This is a genomic window from Candidatus Dormiibacter sp. (assembly GCF_050999135.1).
Classification (GTDB): Bacteria; Chloroflexota; Dormibacteria; order Dormibacterales; family Dormibacteraceae; genus Dormiibacter; species Dormiibacter spiritus.
Genome location: NZ_JBPCPN010000032.1, coordinates 30,235 through 44,831, shown reverse-complemented (window position 1 = coordinate 44,831; position 14,597 = coordinate 30,235). Strand labels below are relative to the sequence as shown.

Sequence of the window (14,597 nt, the reverse complement as noted above, 5' to 3'; positions counted from 1 at the left end):
GGGTGGGGGTTAGACAGTGCGATGGGGGGTGCTCTCCCTCTTTTGCTTGGCTCGCAGCCGTGCGCCCCCCCCCCCGGTGCCCGAGACCGGAGGCTGAGCTCAGCCCGAGTTGCCTGTAGCGGCCGATTGGGCGGTAGCTCGGGGCAGGCGCCCGCTCATGGCGCCGGTCAGGGGGCCGAGGCGAAGGAAAGGGTGGAACGAGGAGGAGCGGATCAGAAGATCCGTAACGACGAAGGGCCGGGCCCCGCGCTTAGGGGACCCGCGAAGCGGGGAATGCTGCGCACGTATCGGCGCCCTGAGCCCCGAGATGCCGTCTTTTCGGCTGCTACAGGCAACTAATACGGTTTGACGAACTCGGTCAGCTCCTCCAGCCGGCGCATCGCAGCGTCCCGGCCGTCGGGCGGCACGTAGAACACGCAGCGCTCCAGGCCGGCCGCGAGGAACCGCTCCACCTCCTGGCGATCGGTGCGGGCGCCGTAGACCTGGACCGGGATCGGTCCTCTCCCCGCCTCTTGCGCCAGCCCCTGCAACTCGGCGATCCGGTCGAGCCACTGGCCTCGATTGGGCATCCAGCCGTCTGCGTAACGCACCACCCGCTTCAGAGTGTTGGGCCCGTTGCCGCCGAGCCAGATGGGCGGGTGCGGCTTCTGGACTGGCTTGGGCCACAGCCAGAGTGGGTCAAAGTTGACGTGCCTGCCGTGAAATTCCGCCTCGTCCTCGGCCCAGATCGTCTTCATCGCCTCGACTCGCTCGCGCAGCACGCCCCAGCGCTGGCTGAACTCGGTGCCGTGGTTGGCCATCTCCTCGCGATTCCAACCGCCGCCGACGCCAAAGAGCAGGCGGCCGCCGGAGACGTGGTCGAGACTGGCCACTCGCTTCGCCAGGTCGATCGGCTCATGCTCGACGACCAGGCAGACACCAGTGCCCAGCTTGAGAGTGGAAGTCGCTCCGGCGGCGACGGTGAGTGCGATGAAGGGGTCAAGCGTGTGCCAGTACTCCTGCGGTAGGTCGCCGCCGCTGGGGTAGGGAGTCTGCCGGGAGACCGGGATGTGGCTGTGCTCAGCCACCCAGAGGGAGTCGAAGCCACGCTCCTCGACGGCCTGGGCGAGCTCGGCCATGCCTATCGCATAGTCGGTCGGAAAGATGGCGATGCCGAATCTCATCGAGGTCCATCTTCTCTCAGGCAGAACAGAAAGCGCAATCTAGTGGTACGGTTTGGGTAGAGAATGTTGCAGCGCTGCTATCCTGTTTTGCGTAGGGGTGCCTTTCCGATTCATGGCTGGACGGGCTGAGTCCGATCTGATCGAGGGCCGCCGAGGGATTCACTCGGGCACATCCCCACCTGTGCAGTCCGGAAGTGCGCGGCAGTGGGACCTGCTTCACGCCGACGCGCTGCGAGCGCTCTTCGAGAATGCCGTTGACGGCTTGGTCGTCCTCTCCGCCGGAGGGGACGTCATCCAGTTCAACCGGGCGGCCAGGCGGCTGCTGGGCGGCTCCCGGCTCTCTCTGACCGAACGGTTGCGGGGGATCCCACTGGCTGCGGGGTCCTCGCAGACAGTTGAGGCCGAGCCGGGCGGCGCCGCTTGCGAGGTCCGGGCCGCCCCGACCAGCATCGGCGGCGAAAAAGTCTGGCTGCTCTCGGTTCACGACGTCACGGCTCTCCGGCGCACTGAGCAGGAACGCGAGTCAGGCCGGCAGGAGGCGCTCGACGCCTCCCGGATCAAGGGCGAGATCCTGAACCTGGTTGCCCATGAGTTCCGCAGCCCGCTCAGCGTGATCGGCGGCTACCTCTCCATGATGGCCGAGGGCCAGCTCGGCGAGGTGCCCCCTATGTGGGCCCTCCCAATCGAGCGCACCCAGCAAAAGGTGGAGGAGCTGAAGGCCATGGTCAACGACGTGTTGACAGCCGCTCGGCTCGAGTCGGGCCGTCTGCAGGTGAATCGCCAGCTGCTTGACGCCGGCCTGCTGGTGAAGCTGGCCGCCGAGCGCGCCAAGGGTCGGGTGGCTCTGCTCGAGGCGGACCTCCAGTACGAGGTCTCGGACGAGGCGCTGCCTGTGAACGTGGACAGTCACCAGCTCGGCATAGTGCTGGACAACCTGGTCAACAACGCCCTCAACTATTCCGATGGGAAACCCGAACTGCGCCTAACCACCTGTCGGACTGGTGACGAGGCTGAGATCAGCGTCTGCGATCATGGCCCAGGCGTCGCCCCTGAGCTGCAGGAGACCATCTTTGAGCGCTTCCAGCGCGGGGGTGGACAGGGGGAGCCCCGCCGGCGCGGCATCGGCCTGGGCCTGGCCATCGCCAGGGACCTGGCGGAGCTGAACGGCGGGAGACTTCGCCTGGCCTGGAGCGAGCTCGGCAGGGGCAGCCGCTTCACGCTTCGTCTCCCGCTCGCCGGCTGATCGGCGCTCTTACTCCGCGGCGTGCGGACCTTGTTAGCCTCTGTGTCCTGAATGACCTCTCCCAGGTCGGGCCGCTATGAGCCCGAGAATCCGAGCCGGATCTACCACACGATGCTGCTGGCGGGCTACGCCGGCCTGATCATCCTGGTGGTCGGGCTGGTGACGTTTCTGGCCACTTCGCCACCTGGCCGCCACTCTGCTCTGCACACCGACGCCAGCGTCTACACCTATGACCCGGCGAGCAGCAGCATCAAGGGCGAGCCGCGGCAACACTTTCCCGCCGGTCAGGAGTTTGCAGGCTTGGTCAGCTGGGAAACGCTGCCTGCGGCCACAACTGTGGGGGCCAAGTGGTACGGCGCGCTCCAACAGGTGGAGGGCTCGGTGGGCCCGGCCAGGGCTGGGGAACTGGCAGCGGCAGCCAAACCGGTGCCTGTGCGGTCGAGTCAGACAGCCACGCCTCTCCTACCCGGCCGCCACACGCTAATGATCCTGCGCTATTCCGGGGGACTGCCCCTGGAGATCGTGGGCCGCACCAGTGTCATCGTCGACCGCTACAGATGACGGTCGCTGTCTCCCGCCCCGCCCGTCCCCTACGCGCCTTCCTGGGCGCCGGCGCCATCGGCGTGCTGCTCCTGGTGGCCATGGCCGTCACCTCGGTGGCGAACGTACGCTCCCACGGAGCGCCGCAGTGGACCGGCTGGTTCGGGCTGGTGGCCGGCGGGCTGGCGCTGGCCGGCGGGGTCTACGGCCTGCGAGCGGTTCGCGAACCAAATCGCCGCTCGAGCCATCTCCGACGAGCGCTGCTGCTCTTCGGCCTCGGCCTGCTGGGCTGGCTGGTGGTGATGGACGTCTTCACCTACCTGCTGCTGGCCGGCCCCGAGGTGGCCCTGGTCGCCGGCCTCGCCTGCGCGCCCACCGCCGGCCTGGCTGTGCTGGCGGTGCGCTGGCTCGACCGCTATGACAGCCAGCCCTGGCCCTATCTGCTGGCGGCGCTCGTCTGGGGAGCCCTGGCGGCCACGCTCCTGGTGTCGCTCTCGGAGACGCTCTGGCAGATGGCCAACTACGACCTGGTGCCGGGCCAGCCACTTGAGCTCTCGATAGCTTTCATGGCCGGCAGCAACGAAGAGGTGGCCAAGGGAGTGGCGGTTTTCCTGCTCTATCTCGTCCTGCGCGAGCGCTTCCAGGGCGTGGTGGCGGGGATCGTTTACGGTGCCGCTGTCGGCATCGGATTCAACTTTCTGGAGACGATGACGTACATCGCCCACCTTTACTACCTGTTCTCAGGTCTGGTCCCCGACCCGAAAGCCGGGCCCGCCTGGGTGGGCCCGCTGGCGGCTGGGGTGGCGCAGTGGTTCATCAGGCAGGTCCTGGGCATGTTCTTGGGCCATCCCACCTATACGGCGCTGATCGGCGCCGGGATCGGAGCCGCAGCTTTGCTGCCCAAGCGGCACCAGCGCTTCCTCAGCATCCTCGGCGGCCTCCTCCTGGCCGTGGCCGCTCACTTCTCCTGGGACGCGTGGGCTTCCCTGTTTCCCACCTCCAGCAGCAACGCTCTGCTCCTGCTCATCTCCATCCCTGCGCGCAATGTGCTCATGACCGGCCCCTTCACAGTGGTGGTGCTGCTGGTGCTGGTGATGGGGCTGGAAGTAGAGGGCGCGGGTCTGCGCCGCCAGCTCGAGCAGGAGGTGGCTGCCGCCAGCGGCGCGGTCGGGGCGGGGGAGGTTCCAGTCCTGCTCAGCGCCTGGCGGCGCCTGGACAGCCGCTACGCAGCCTTCGCACTGGGCGGCTGGCGCACCTACCGCAGGCTCACCCGGCTGCAGACCGCGCAGCTCCGGCTGGCCCGCCTCAAGTGGCAGCGTGAACAGCAGGGCAAGCCTGCCGATCCGCACTCCGAGGCGGCGGGCCGGTCCCAGATCCTGGAGCTGCGTGAGGCCCTGGCCGTCTAGGCTCGGCGAGCGGGGAGCCTGCCCCAGACCATGCGGGCGAGACTGAGCACCGCCAGCGCGCCTGCCATCGACCACGTCAACGCCGAGACGAGCGGATCGCTGAAGTCGGTACCTGCCAGAACCGCGTGCAGGAAGAGCAGGCCGAACGCCAGGTAGGAGAGGCGGTGCAGCCAGCGCCAGAGCTGCCCCGAAAGGCGCCCCCTTAGCCAGCCGGTCAGAGCGACCAGAAGGAACAACTGGAGGGTCACCGTTCCCAGACCGATGGCAAGTTGGCCACGCGGGTCGTAGGGCGCCTGGAACGGTACCAGCAGGTCCAGTGGTCCTACGCGAGCCGTCTGGTCAAGCAGCAGGCCGGCAATGTGAAGGCCGCCCAGCGGAAGCCAGAGAAGCGCCGTGTACTCGTGCAGCGAGCGGAGGCCGCGGTTGGGGCCGAGAAAGTCAAGCACGGCTGTGCGGAGTGCCAGGCCCGTGAGGAGCGAGAGGCTCAGCGTCGCAAACGAGGCCAGGCCGGAGATCCTGCCGATCACCCAAAAGAGCGTCTGCTGATCCATCAGTCGCTCAGCGAAACAGCTTGGGTGGGGAGGCGTGCGTTCACCGAGGTCTCCCGTCCCGCGGGGCGGGTGGGGTTTTGTAGGGGGAGGCCTGCCTCCCCTTGCATCCCCAGCCAGAAGCCGAGCGTCCGGCCGATCAGCAGCAGGGGCGCCTGCTCCGAGCCGAGAAGAAGTCCCGTCTTGGCCCACATCTCGGCTTCCAGAGCACTGGTGGCCACCACTGAGACCTCGGCCAGATCGCTCTCGGACGGGCGGCCCGTGCGAGGGTCGATCAGGTGGTGCTGCCGGCCGCCGGCCGACCACCAGCTTCTGCGTTGGCTGCTGCTGGTGGCAGCACCCTGGTCGCGCAGCAGCAGGGTCACGCCCGCCATTCGAACCGGCCAGCCGGCGTCGTCCGGGCCGCCGCCCCGAGCGAACAGGTCGCCGCCCAGATTGACCAGGCAGTTCGGCGCCAGCCAGCCGGCCAGCTGATCGGCCAACCAACCCTTTGCGATGCCGCCTAGATCGATGGCGGTGCCAGCCCGCAGCCGAGCCCTGCCCGGGAGGACCGCGAGCATGGTGGGCAGCGGCGGCGGCGGCCCCGGCGGCCCGTGAGCCGGGCTGGGGCCGAGGCGCAGCGGCCTCGTGTAGCCGGCCGCCAGCAGCGCCGGCAGCACGCCGGCGTGCACCCAGCCCGCAGTCTCTTCCCAGCTGCGCAAGGCGGCACGCAGGAGCGCTTCCAGGTCAGTGGAGATGGCGTGCCAGCCGCCTGCCGCAGCATTGAGCCGGCTGAGCTCGCTCTCGGATTCGAAGCGGGTGAAGCGCCGATGAGCAGCGCTTATGTGCTCCACTGCGCCGTCCATCCGTTCGGCGCTAGCTTCCACCGCCAGCACGTGGCAGTCAGTGCCCAGCGCTTGAAAGCGCCGCTCGGACAGGCTAGGATGTCCGGTCCCCGAGATCTTGAGAAGCCGAGCAGGCATTTTGTGTCCTCCCCCCGCGGGGCGGGGGGAGGCTGGGAGGGGGGCGTCAGCGGCCCGCCTTGCCCCCGCCGCCCTGTGATGAGACCTTGCGTCCAAGGTCGGTCAAACCCCTCTCGAGCGCCCAGGAGCTGCGGCGAGATGCCCAAGGACCGAAATGGCCGCTCTGGTCCGGCCTGCAATCCAAGGCCCCCCACCTACCTCCCCCCGGGGCGGGGGAGGACGACCTCAACCAAGAGCGTCTCAGCTACTCGGGGACCGGACAGGCTAGGAGGCATACGTCGAGGTGACCGGCGTCACGTCGCCGGTTTTCACGCTGGGCGAGAGGTTGAGGCTGCCCTCGGGCTGGCTCGCAGGAGCGCTGGGCCGGTTCACCACAGCGGGATGCAGCGGCGCCGCGGCGTTCTTCACGTGAGCGTTGACGTAGAGCGCCGCCAGACAGGTGAAACCCACCGTCAGCAAGGTTGTGGCCGCCTTCAGTCCAGCGGGCCGCATTCAGTAGGCCAGCGCCGGCTGCCGCAGAGCGCCCAGCCGGTCGAAGCTCTGGCCCAGGATCTCCTTCGGGTCGGCGCCAAGATGCCCAGCCAGGATCTCCTGATAGACCGAGCGGAAATCCACCGTGTACTTGAGGTTGTTGGTTGGATCGAGGTCGGTCAGACTGGGCGCGGCACCGTAGAGGCCGCCCTTCACGGGATTGCCGATCAGGAACACCGGCGACGCGGAGCCGTGGTCGGTGCCGCCCGACGCGTTCTCCTTGGGCCGGCGGCCGAACTCCGACCAGGTGGCGATGAGCACTTTGTCCGCCATACCGTGGGCGGCCAGATCCTGGTAGAAGGCTCCGACCGCGCTGTCGACGTAGCCCATCAGGTCGTCGTGACGCGTCAGTTCGGTGTAGTGGGTGTCGAAGCCGCCCAGCGTTACGTGGAGCAGCCGCACGCCGGTGCCTGTCGTGATGAGCTCGGCCGCCAGCTGCAGGGCTGAGGCAAGCTGGTTCTTGGACGAATAGACGAGCTGCTCCTGATCGGTATAGGTGGCCTGGGGCTGGTAGTTGGCGGCTGAGGTGCGCAGCGCGTTGACGCTCTCACCAGCTGTCGCGATGGAGCTGTCGAAAAGCGCGCCGTAGATGCCTGGCGTGCCCTGGTAGAGCGCGCCCACGGCTGCCTCCACCTCGCTGCCGCCAGTGAAGCCGTACTTCTTCTGGTCGCTGATCACAGTCATGGTGGCCTGCAGATCGCGCAGGGCGCCCGGCGTGTCGGTGGCGCCGCAGGCGCAGCCGGTCAGGGGGTGACCCGCGCTGTCGTAGTGCTGGGCCAACGTCTGGCCCAGCCAGCCGTTGACCTGGCGCAGAGACGGATCGCCAGTCTCCCAAATGCGCGTCGACTCGAAGTGCGAGAAGCTGGGCTGGGAGTAGCCAACGCCCTGCACCACAGCGAGTTTGCCCTGGTCCCAGAGGCCCTTCAGATTTTTCAGGTTCTGATTCAGAGCGAACTCTGCGGTGATGGGCAGAGCGCCCGCGAGCGACATCCCGGCCAGCTTGGGCCGGAGATCGTGAAGCTTGGGATCCGTGAGCGGGATCACAGTGCGGAGGCCGTCGTTGCCGCCTGCAAGCTGGATCATGACCAGCACGTGGTCGTTCTGGACGCCGTTGGTCTTGGCGGCGTAAACGGCTCGGGCGAATGCGTCAGGGACTGCCGCGTAGCCGGCCGCCAGGGCGGCGGCACCGGCGCCGAAGACTAGCCCCGAACGGAGGAAGGAGCGGCGGTCAAGACGGTTGATCCCAATCTCTTCAGTCATGTCTTACCTACTTCAGTTGGAACTCTGGCGAGGCCAGGGCGATGAACCAGCGAGCGTGGTCGTCTGGAGCCTGGTTGAGCAGGCTGGCTGTCTGCTTGCCCAAGACGGAGTCAAGGTGTCCGAGCGCGGAGCCGGCGGCGGGCAGCTGCTTGGTCAGAGTCAGTGCCGCGGTGGCGAAGTTGACCCGGGCCAGCATCGTGTTGGAAGAAACCCAGGAGTCGTTGTTCGGCCAGCCGCCCACGTCCGGCGGGTCGAACAGCACCTGTCCCATCAGATGAGAGAAGGCCCCGGCCAGGGTGACAGCCTGGGGTCCTGTATTGCCAAGTGCCTTGAGCCCAGAGACCATGTACTCGATGGGAGACTTGACCAAGGCTCGATAGCTGCCTGTGGTGAACTCCTGACTCGTGAAGACCTCTCGCAGCAGCGTCCTCATGTCGTAGCCGCTGGAGCGGAACCTATCCGCCAGCCGCTTGACGTAGCCACCGTCGGGCTGAGGCGTCACGAAGTGGACAGCCACCTTGCGCGAGATGAATTCAGCTGTCGCCGGCTCGGCCAACAGCTGCTTCAGCACAGGCTCGGTGCTCCAGGCCTGAGTCTTGCCGAGGAACTTGAGTGGGCCGCCCCGATAAGCGCGGTTGGGAGCGAACTGACCTGACGCCTGACCACTCCAGGTGGGATAGCGGCGGGTGACGCCATTCTTCTGATCCAGCGTTGCCTCGACTGAGCCATCGGCTGTGGGCTCCCGCCAACCAGCCAGGGCCGCGGCAGCCGCCCGCACGTCGTCCTCGCTGTAGTTGCCGACACCGAGCGTGAACAGCTCCATCAGCTCGCGGGAGTAGTTCTCGTTGGGGTTGGCGCCGGTGCTGGTCGCAAGATCGAGATAGCGCAGCATGGCCGGGTCGCTGGTGACCTTGGTCAGCATGGAGCCCAGATCGGTCAGCGCCATGTTCCGCCAGGTCAGGTTCTGCCAGTAGATGAAGGGGTCGCGGACCCCGACTTTCCGGTAGTCGCTGGTGAAGTGGTTGTGCCAGAACAGCGTCATCCGCTCGGCAAACGGCGTTTTGCTGGTGAGCATATGCTGCAGCCACCAGTTCTGGAGCGCTGCCGGGCCGACGCCGTAGCCGCCGAGCAGTTCGTAGGGCGGCGGCTGCTGGGGCGGCGTTTCCAGCAGCCGCTCGAGAGTGCGGTTGTAGCCGTCCGAGCCGGCCTGTTCCAGCTCGGCGGCAGAGGCGCCGAAAGTGGTGCGGCGGAGGAGGTGGTTCACCCGCGCTGTCTCGGAGTTGAGAGGTGATACCCAGTCGAGACCGCTGCCATGGCCGCCGCTCAGTGCCTGCTGTACCGCTGGCGCCAGAGCCAGCAGCCGGAGGCCGCCGATCCCCGCCCCGCCGGCCACGGCCGCCGCCAGCGCTTGTCGCCGCGTGATGCGGCCACGACGCGGTTGGGCTGGAACCGAGCTGCTTTCCTCGGGCGCGGCGACTGTCATGTCAGCATTGAACCGCGCGGCGCTCGCACCGTGGTCACCGCAGTGTCAAGCCTTTGTAATTGCGGTCCTCCTATATGGCGGTTGGCACTCTCATATCCGGACCATCGAGAGTCAGCAAGCCCGGTTTCGGGTTGGCGCCCAACCTCAATCATGTGTCAACTGAACAATGCGCCACGCTGGAGCGTCCTAGCAGTAGAAAGAAAAACACCCTTCCTCCCATGCCGGCGGTGGTTCGCGAAAGTGGGCCGCCGCCTTTTCAGGAGAACCCTTCCTCCCAACAGGCGGTGGTTCGCGAAAGCGGGCCGCCGCCTCTCCCCAAGACCTTGCTCCCCTGGGAAGCGGTGGTTCGCGCAAGCGGGCCACCGTCTCCTTTTTCTAGCCCACCACAGGCACGTCCAGAGCACTGCAGGACTCACGCATAATGCCCGGAGATGCTAGGCAGACGCCTGTGACGAAGTTGGAGCAGCTCGTCACCAGGTGAGCTCGCTGATTCTCCATAATGCGCGCCTCGTCACGCCCGCTGGAGTCGTCGATCAGGCCTGGCTGCGTATCAGCGGCAGCCGAATCGAGGCGGTCGAGGCCGGCCCTCGGCCGGTCGCTGACGGTCCCCGCCGTGACTTGGCCGGCGCCTTTCTGGCACCTGGCTTCATCGACATGCACGTCCACGGCGGCGGGGGCGCCTCAGTGGTGGACGGCGAGCCGGAGCAGGTGCGCCGAGCTGTCGCCTACCACCGTGCCCACGGCACCACGGGACTGCTGCTGAGCCTCGTCAGCGCGCCTCTGGTCCGGATGGAGGCAGCTGTCCGCCGCATCGCGACCCTGGTCGAGCAGAAAGAGCCCGCAGTGCTGGGCTGCCACCTGGAGGGCCCGTTCCTCAGCCGGCGGCGCTGTGGCGCCCAGGATCCACGGTTCATGCTGCCGCCCGATCCAGAAGCACTGGCCCGGCTCTTCGAGATCGGCAGGGGCTGCATCCGCATGGTGACAGTGGCGCCGGAGGCGCCAGGGGCGTTGGATCTGGTCCGGCGAACCGTGGCGGCGGGTGCGGTGGCGGCGGTCGGCCACACAGATGCGTCGAGCGAGCAGGTGTCAGCTGCCATCGAGGCTGGGGCCCGGGTCGGCACCCACCTCTTCAATGGGATGCGTCCCTTCAGCCATCGTGATCCGGGTCCGGTCGGCGCGCTGCTGAGCGATGAGCGGGTCGTCTGCGAGCTGATCAACGACGGTGTGCATGTGGCCCCGGAGGTGGTCCAGATCGTCTTCAACGCCGCGCCGGGACGCGTCGCCCTCATCACTGACGCAATCGCGACGGCCGGCATGCCGGATGGGGACTATGAGCTTGGCTCGCTCGCGGTGCGGGTCAGTGAAGGTCGGCCCGCGCTGAAGGAGCGCGGCTCGCTCGCTGGCAGCACGCTGACCATGGATCGCGCGGTTAGGCGCACAGTCCAAGAGACTCGGCAGTCTCTGCCCACCGCGGTCGCTGCCGCGAGCAAGGTGCCGGCCCAGGTGCTGGGCTTGGCGAAGTGGCTGGGCAGCGTTGAGGTGGGCAAGCAGGCTGACCTGGTGGTGCTGGGGGCGGATCTCGAGCTGCAGGCGGTTGTGGTGCGCGGTGTCTGGCAGGAGGCGGCCGGGCAGGGCCGACCGGCCGATTTGCTCGCTGAGTGATGAGCCTGCGTTAGCTGCGCTCGACCTCGGCCGAGAATCGTCAGCCGGAAAGTAGACCAAATGCCAGTCGATAACAGCATCTACGACCGGCCTGGCGACCTCTGGTGGGGCGACGACAGTCCGCTCGCGGCGATCCGCACAGCACTCAATCCCGGCCGGCTGGAGTATTTGGGGCGTGTCTCCGCGTCTCTGGGCATCGATCTCAGGGGCAAGACGGTGCTTGACCTAGGGTGTGGCGGCGGCCTGCTGGCAGAGGAGCTCGGGCGGCTCGGCGGCCGCGTGACCGGCATCGACCCTGCGGAGGCATCGCTGGCGGTGGCACGAGATCACGCGGTGAGTGGAGGGTTGGAGATCGAGTATCTGGCGGGCAGCGGAGAGGCACTGCCGCTCCCCGACGCGTCCTTCGACATCGTTTGCTGCTGCGACGTATTGGAGCACGTGGACGACTTGGAGAAGGTCATCTCAGAGACCAGTCGTGCCCTCAAGCCAGGCGGCCTGTACCTCTACGACACCATCAACCGCACCCTTCGGAGCCGCCTGGTTCTGGTCAAGCTTTTGCAGGAGTGGTCGTGGACGACCATCATGCCCCAGGATCTCCATGACTGGCACCAGTTCATCAGGCCCTCGGAGCTCGTCAGCAGTCTGGGGCGTCACGGCCTGCGCAGCCTTGGCTACACGGGCCTCCAACCCGCCGCCGGCCCGTTGGCCCTCCTGCGCTTCCTGCGCCAACAGAAGCGAGGCCGGTTGACCGCGGTGGAGCTGGGCGAGCGCGCAGTCATGAAGCTGAGCCGCGACACCTCGATCCTGTACATCGGCCACGCCGTCAAGGACGGCGGGCTAAGCCGCCCGGTCCCGAGATCTTGAGAAGCCGAGCAGGCATTTTTGCGTCCTCCCCCCGCGGCGCGGGGGAAGGCTCGGAGGGGGCGTCAGCGGCCCGCCTTGCCCCCGCCGCCCTGCGGTGAGACCTTTGCGTCCACCGTCCGTCAAACCCCTCTCGGGCGCCCAGGAGATGCGGCGAGAGCCCAGGACCGACATGGCGGCTCTGGTCCAGCCTGCAATCCAAAGCCCCCCAGCTGCCTCCCCCCGGGGCGGGGGGAGGACGACCTCAAACAAGAGCGTCTTAGCTACTCGGGGACCCGGCGGGCTTAGCGGCTCGATCTCGCAGCCCTGTGAATCCTGGTCAGGGTTACGGCGACGCCCGGCCGGGGCCAGCGCTGAAGGCCGGCATGGTTGGGATCTAAAACGAGCCACTGGCGCCCCTCCACAGCCGTGAGCAGCACGCTGTGGCCGCCGGTCGAGTATGTGTGCGGTCGCAGAATGTTCCAGCCCCAGGAGCCATACACCCCTGGCCTCTCCTGGCCCCAGGCTAGGTTGGCCACCAGCAGCTCGTCCTTCGCCGGCCGCACCGGCAGCCCCGGGAGGGTAGGCCGGGTCAGGGCCCTGACCGCAAGGCCTTGCTCACCGGCCAAGGCCTCGATCCGGCGATCCAGGCGCGCTCTGCGCCCGGGCAAGCCGAAGTAGTCAAGAAGAACAGGAGGGCCGAAGGGCTGACGAGCGCCGAGAGCGAGCGTGACCTCGCCCAGCTCAAGTGGGGATTTCAGTCCCAGTAAGCGCAGCGCCGCCAGCACCGATGCCGCCGTGCAGGCGCCGCCCCGGTTCGCCACCCAGACAGATTCCGGATCGTCCAGCATGCCGGCTCTAACGCTGTGGCGCCTCCGTCTGCACGGCGGTGATCGCCAAGCGCTGCTGCGCCAAGCTGCCGGCCCAGAGCGGCCAACAGGTGGTCAGAGTGGTGCGGTCCGGCCCCGTCTGGGCCAGCGGTCGGGTGTCGTTGGGCTGCACGATCTGGCGCTCTGTGACTCTGTAGTGGTAGTCCCCCCAGCGCGTCTCCAGGATGACCTCGTCGCCAGGCTGCAGGTCCCCAAACTTGATCCAGTAAACGTTGTGAGCGGCGACCCCTACATTCCCGTGCTGCCCCGGCCAGGGGGTGCTCGGATAATGACCCGGGCCGGCCGCCAGCACCTTGAGACTGACACCCTCCGCTATGGCCGCTCGATAATCGAACTTCGGCACCCGGATGGCAAAGGCGATGCCATCTTGCGCCCGATCATTGGCGGGCGGCACCTGCCCGGCTGGGAGAGGCGGCGTGACGCCCGTGTCATGAATCTGGCTCCAGCGGGTGTCGAGCTGCCTCTGTTCGTTGGCGGCCTGCAGATATTCACCGCCAGCCAGCCCGAGCAAGATCAGCCCGACCAGCAACAGCGCCAGCCCCAAGAGGCGTCGCGCTCCCAACCGGCGCTGGCGTCGGCCCCCGCGCGTGGGCAGGACTGTTGTGCTGTTCATGGGCCGCGGCGATGGTACAGGCGACGTTGGCTGCTCAGCCTGTCTTCAGCTGGGAGCGACCCCCGTCGGGGCTCCCACGTTGGCCTCTGCGGCTGCCGGCCGCCGGCTTGTCGGCTCGGGCCAGGGCCCGGCCGGCGAGGCGCTGGGCGCGGCCGAGCCGCCGGTCCTGCCGCTTCCCGTGCTCGACTTGGAGCACCTCCTCCAAGCCGCGGCGCAGGTCACCGGCGCTCCTTCGGACTTGAGCCTCGGCCGCCTTGAGCTGCAGCAGCTCAGCTTCCGCTGCCGCCAAGTGCTCGCGTGAGCGTGCCAGCTCAGCCCTGAACCGCTCCGCCTCCCTAGCATCGCGCCGCAGGCGGGTCAGAAGCTGCTTCAACTCGGCTTCGGATGCCATGGCCAGAGCTTAGCCAGCGGGAGCCCTCCATGACAACGTCCCAGCTGCAGAGAAACCGGCTGCCCATGAGCTACCTCCGCCGCCGAAGGACTGGCTCCCTCAGCAGATCGTGTCCAGGAACTTCTCTCGAAAGGCTTCCGCGTCGACTTGGAGAGCGAGTTCGACAGGGCTCTCTGCCTGACGGCCCGGGCGCAGGTCGGCCACAGTCATGCCCCGCGTGTGCTCACCCCGCAGCTCCACCCGAAGCTCCGCCTTCCGGTAGGTGGCGAAGGAACGCTCAAGCGCTATGCCGGCGGCCAGCGGATCATGCAAGGCGCAGGTGCGGAAACCCATGAACTCCTGGTAGCGGTCGAGATAGAACTGAAGGATGTCCCAGGAGAAACGGGCAGTGTCGCGCTGGGAGTCTTCGATGCGCTTCTGATCGGCCTCACTAAGCAGCGTCTTCATGGTCACGTCGAGCCCCACCATGGTCACCGGCCACCCGGCTGTGAAGACAAGGTTGGCCGCCTCCGGATCGTGCCAGATATTCGCCTCAGCGTGGGTTGTCACATTGCCGGGTGCGATGGCCGCTCCGCCCATGACCACTACGTGGGGTATCAGCTTGGCCAGGTCGGGGTCCAGCAGCAGCGCGAGACCGAGGTTGGTCAGCGGCCCGATGGCCAGCAGGGTCAGCTCACCCGGTCGCTCACGCGCCAGGCGGATGATCTGCTGCGCCGCCTCTCCCTGAGCCGGGTCGGCGCTGGGGGCCGGTTGGTTGGTGTTACCCAGGCCGTCTGCCCCGTGGATGTGGGCCGAGATGTCGACAGGCTGCGCCAGGGGCCGGTCCGCCCCCACGACCACCGGGATGCCCGAGAGCCCCGCCACATCCAGGACCCGGATCGTGTTCCGAGCACCCGTGAGCGCTGTGACGTTGCCGTGCACGCTGCCCACGGCGACAAGATCGCAGAGGCCGCTGTTCACGAGGTACAGAATGGCCAGGGCATCGTCGATGCCTGTGTCGCAGTCGAGCAGGACCGGCAGCTTGTCAGGCAACTAAAGGAACCTCCAGGGTGGCTCGGCCGAGGG

15 protein-coding genes are annotated in these 14,597 nt (G+C 67.6%); 5 read left to right on the top strand and 10 right to left on the bottom strand.

Annotation, left to right across the window (positions count from 1 at the left end; genetic code table 11):
* Positions 1–335 precede the first annotated feature (335 nt).
* Entirely contained in the window at positions 336–1,163 is an 828-nt protein-coding gene (locus tag ACR2MZ_RS08510) for an LLM class F420-dependent oxidoreductase (RefSeq protein ID WP_434004634.1), read from the bottom strand.
* A 112-nt stretch (positions 1,164–1,275) separates the two neighbouring features.
* Here ACR2MZ_RS08510 and ACR2MZ_RS08505 point away from each other — a divergent pair, with 112 nt between their 5' ends.
* Genes ACR2MZ_RS08505 through ACR2MZ_RS08495 form a run of 3 tightly spaced genes read left to right on the top strand, consistent with a single transcriptional unit; the run spans position 1,276 to position 4,352 of the window.
* Complete coding sequence (locus tag ACR2MZ_RS08505) at positions 1,276–2,406, top strand: ATP-binding protein (protein WP_434004633.1); 1,131 nt, start codon at positions 1,276–1,278, stop codon at positions 2,404–2,406.
* A 51-nt stretch (positions 2,407–2,457) separates the two neighbouring features.
* A complete protein-coding gene (locus tag ACR2MZ_RS08500) occupies positions 2,458–2,967 on the top strand; it encodes a hypothetical protein (RefSeq protein WP_434004632.1) in 510 nt (169 codons plus the stop codon).
* Positions 2,964–4,352 carry a PrsW family intramembrane metalloprotease gene (locus ACR2MZ_RS08495; protein WP_434004631.1) on the top strand — a complete coding sequence of 463 codons (1,389 nt, stop codon included), beginning with the start codon at positions 2,964–2,966 and terminating at the stop codon, positions 4,350–4,352. Before ACR2MZ_RS08500 ends, ACR2MZ_RS08495 begins: the two co-directional genes overlap by 4 nt.
* Here the strand turns inward: ACR2MZ_RS08495 and ACR2MZ_RS08490 are convergent.
* The 5 genes from ACR2MZ_RS08490 to ACR2MZ_RS08470 form a co-directional block, all read right to left on the bottom strand.
* Positions 4,349–4,903, bottom strand: coding sequence for a ferric reductase-like transmembrane domain-containing protein (locus ACR2MZ_RS08490; protein ID WP_434004630.1), 555 nt, complete (start codon positions 4,901–4,903; stop codon positions 4,349–4,351). The genes ACR2MZ_RS08495 and ACR2MZ_RS08490 overlap by 4 nt on opposite strands.
* Complete coding sequence (locus ACR2MZ_RS08485) at positions 4,903–5,862, bottom strand: FAD:protein FMN transferase (RefSeq protein ID WP_434004629.1); 960 nt, start codon at positions 5,860–5,862, stop codon at positions 4,903–4,905. Before ACR2MZ_RS08485 ends, ACR2MZ_RS08490 begins: the two co-directional genes overlap by 1 nt.
* A 264-nt stretch (positions 5,863–6,126) precedes the next feature.
* Positions 6,127–6,321 carry a hypothetical protein gene (locus ACR2MZ_RS08480; protein ID WP_434004628.1) on the bottom strand — a complete coding sequence of 65 codons (195 nt, stop codon included), beginning with the start codon at positions 6,319–6,321 and terminating at the stop codon, positions 6,127–6,129.
* A gap of 33 nt (positions 6,322–6,354) precedes the next feature.
* Positions 6,355–7,653 (bottom strand): DUF1501 domain-containing protein, encoded by a 1,299-nt coding sequence (locus ACR2MZ_RS08475; RefSeq protein WP_434004627.1) that lies wholly within the window; start codon positions 7,651–7,653, stop codon positions 6,355–6,357.
* Positions 7,654–7,660: 7 nt separating this feature from the next.
* Positions 7,661–9,136: a DUF1800 domain-containing protein gene (locus tag ACR2MZ_RS08470; protein ID WP_434004626.1), complete on the bottom strand. Its 1,476-nt coding sequence runs from the start codon at positions 9,134–9,136 to the stop codon at positions 7,661–7,663.
* Between the two features lie 477 nt (positions 9,137–9,613).
* On the opposite strand from ACR2MZ_RS08470, the gene nagA reads away from it, so the two are divergent.
* Complete coding sequence (gene nagA / locus ACR2MZ_RS08465; RefSeq protein WP_434004625.1) at positions 9,614–10,798, top strand: N-acetylglucosamine-6-phosphate deacetylase; 1,185 nt, start codon at positions 9,614–9,616, stop codon at positions 10,796–10,798.
* Positions 10,799–10,858: 60 nt separating this feature from the next.
* Positions 10,859–11,662, top strand: a complete 804-nt coding sequence (gene ubiG, locus ACR2MZ_RS08460; protein WP_434004624.1) for a bifunctional 2-polyprenyl-6-hydroxyphenol methylase/3-demethylubiquinol 3-O-methyltransferase UbiG — start codon at positions 10,859–10,861, stop codon at positions 11,660–11,662.
* A gap of 281 nt (positions 11,663–11,943) precedes the next feature.
* Here ubiG and ACR2MZ_RS08455 read toward each other — a convergent pair whose 3' ends face one another.
* The 4 genes from ACR2MZ_RS08455 to ACR2MZ_RS08440 form a co-directional block, all read right to left on the bottom strand.
* Positions 11,944–12,462, bottom strand: coding sequence for a hypothetical protein (locus ACR2MZ_RS08455; protein ID WP_434004623.1), 519 nt, complete (start codon positions 12,460–12,462; stop codon positions 11,944–11,946).
* 34 nt (positions 12,463–12,496) lie between these two features.
* Positions 12,497–13,141 carry a sortase gene (locus ACR2MZ_RS08450; protein ID WP_434004622.1) on the bottom strand — a complete coding sequence of 215 codons (645 nt, stop codon included), beginning with the start codon at positions 13,139–13,141 and terminating at the stop codon, positions 12,497–12,499.
* Between the two features lie 34 nt (positions 13,142–13,175).
* Positions 13,176–13,532, bottom strand: coding sequence for a hypothetical protein (locus ACR2MZ_RS08445; RefSeq protein ID WP_434004621.1), 357 nt, complete (start codon positions 13,530–13,532; stop codon positions 13,176–13,178).
* A gap of 99 nt (positions 13,533–13,631) precedes the next feature.
* The gene (locus tag ACR2MZ_RS08440) at positions 13,632–14,564 is read right to left on the bottom strand and encodes a nucleoside hydrolase (protein ID WP_434004620.1); all 933 of its coding nucleotides are present in this window, start codon (positions 14,562–14,564) and stop codon (positions 13,632–13,634) included.
* Positions 14,565–14,597 lie beyond the last annotated feature (33 nt).

Excerpts from the sequence above, each read along its gene's own strand:
- ACR2MZ_RS08490 (WP_434004630.1), bottom strand. The coding sequence starts at position 4,903 with ATGGATCAGCAGACGCTCTTTTGGGTGATCGGCAGGATCTCCGGCCTG.
- ACR2MZ_RS08505 (WP_434004633.1), top strand. The coding sequence starts at position 1,276 with ATGGCTGGACGGGCTGAGTCCGATCTGATCGAGGGCCGCCGAGGGATT.
- ACR2MZ_RS08495 (WP_434004631.1), top strand. The coding sequence starts at position 2,964 with ATGACGGTCGCTGTCTCCCGCCCCGCCCGTCCCCTACGCGCCTTCCTG.
- ACR2MZ_RS08500 (WP_434004632.1), top strand. The coding sequence starts at position 2,458 with ATGACCTCTCCCAGGTCGGGCCGCTATGAGCCCGAGAATCCGAGCCGG.
- ACR2MZ_RS08450 (WP_434004622.1), bottom strand. The coding sequence starts at position 13,141 with ATGAACAGCACAACAGTCCTGCCCACGCGCGGGGGCCGACGCCAGCGC.
- ACR2MZ_RS08510 (WP_434004634.1), bottom strand. The coding sequence starts at position 1,163 with ATGAGATTCGGCATCGCCATCTTTCCGACCGACTATGCGATAGGCATG.
- ACR2MZ_RS08475 (WP_434004627.1), bottom strand. The coding sequence starts at position 7,653 with ATGACTGAAGAGATTGGGATCAACCGTCTTGACCGCCGCTCCTTCCTC.
- ACR2MZ_RS08485 (WP_434004629.1), bottom strand. The coding sequence starts at position 5,862 with ATGCCTGCTCGGCTTCTCAAGATCTCGGGGACCGGACATCCTAGCCTG.
- ACR2MZ_RS08445 (WP_434004621.1), bottom strand. The coding sequence starts at position 13,532 with ATGGCATCCGAAGCCGAGTTGAAGCAGCTTCTGACCCGCCTGCGGCGC.
- ubiG (WP_434004624.1), top strand. The coding sequence starts at position 10,859 with ATGCCAGTCGATAACAGCATCTACGACCGGCCTGGCGACCTCTGGTGG.
- ACR2MZ_RS08470 (WP_434004626.1), bottom strand. The coding sequence starts at position 9,136 with ATGACAGTCGCCGCGCCCGAGGAAAGCAGCTCGGTTCCAGCCCAACCG.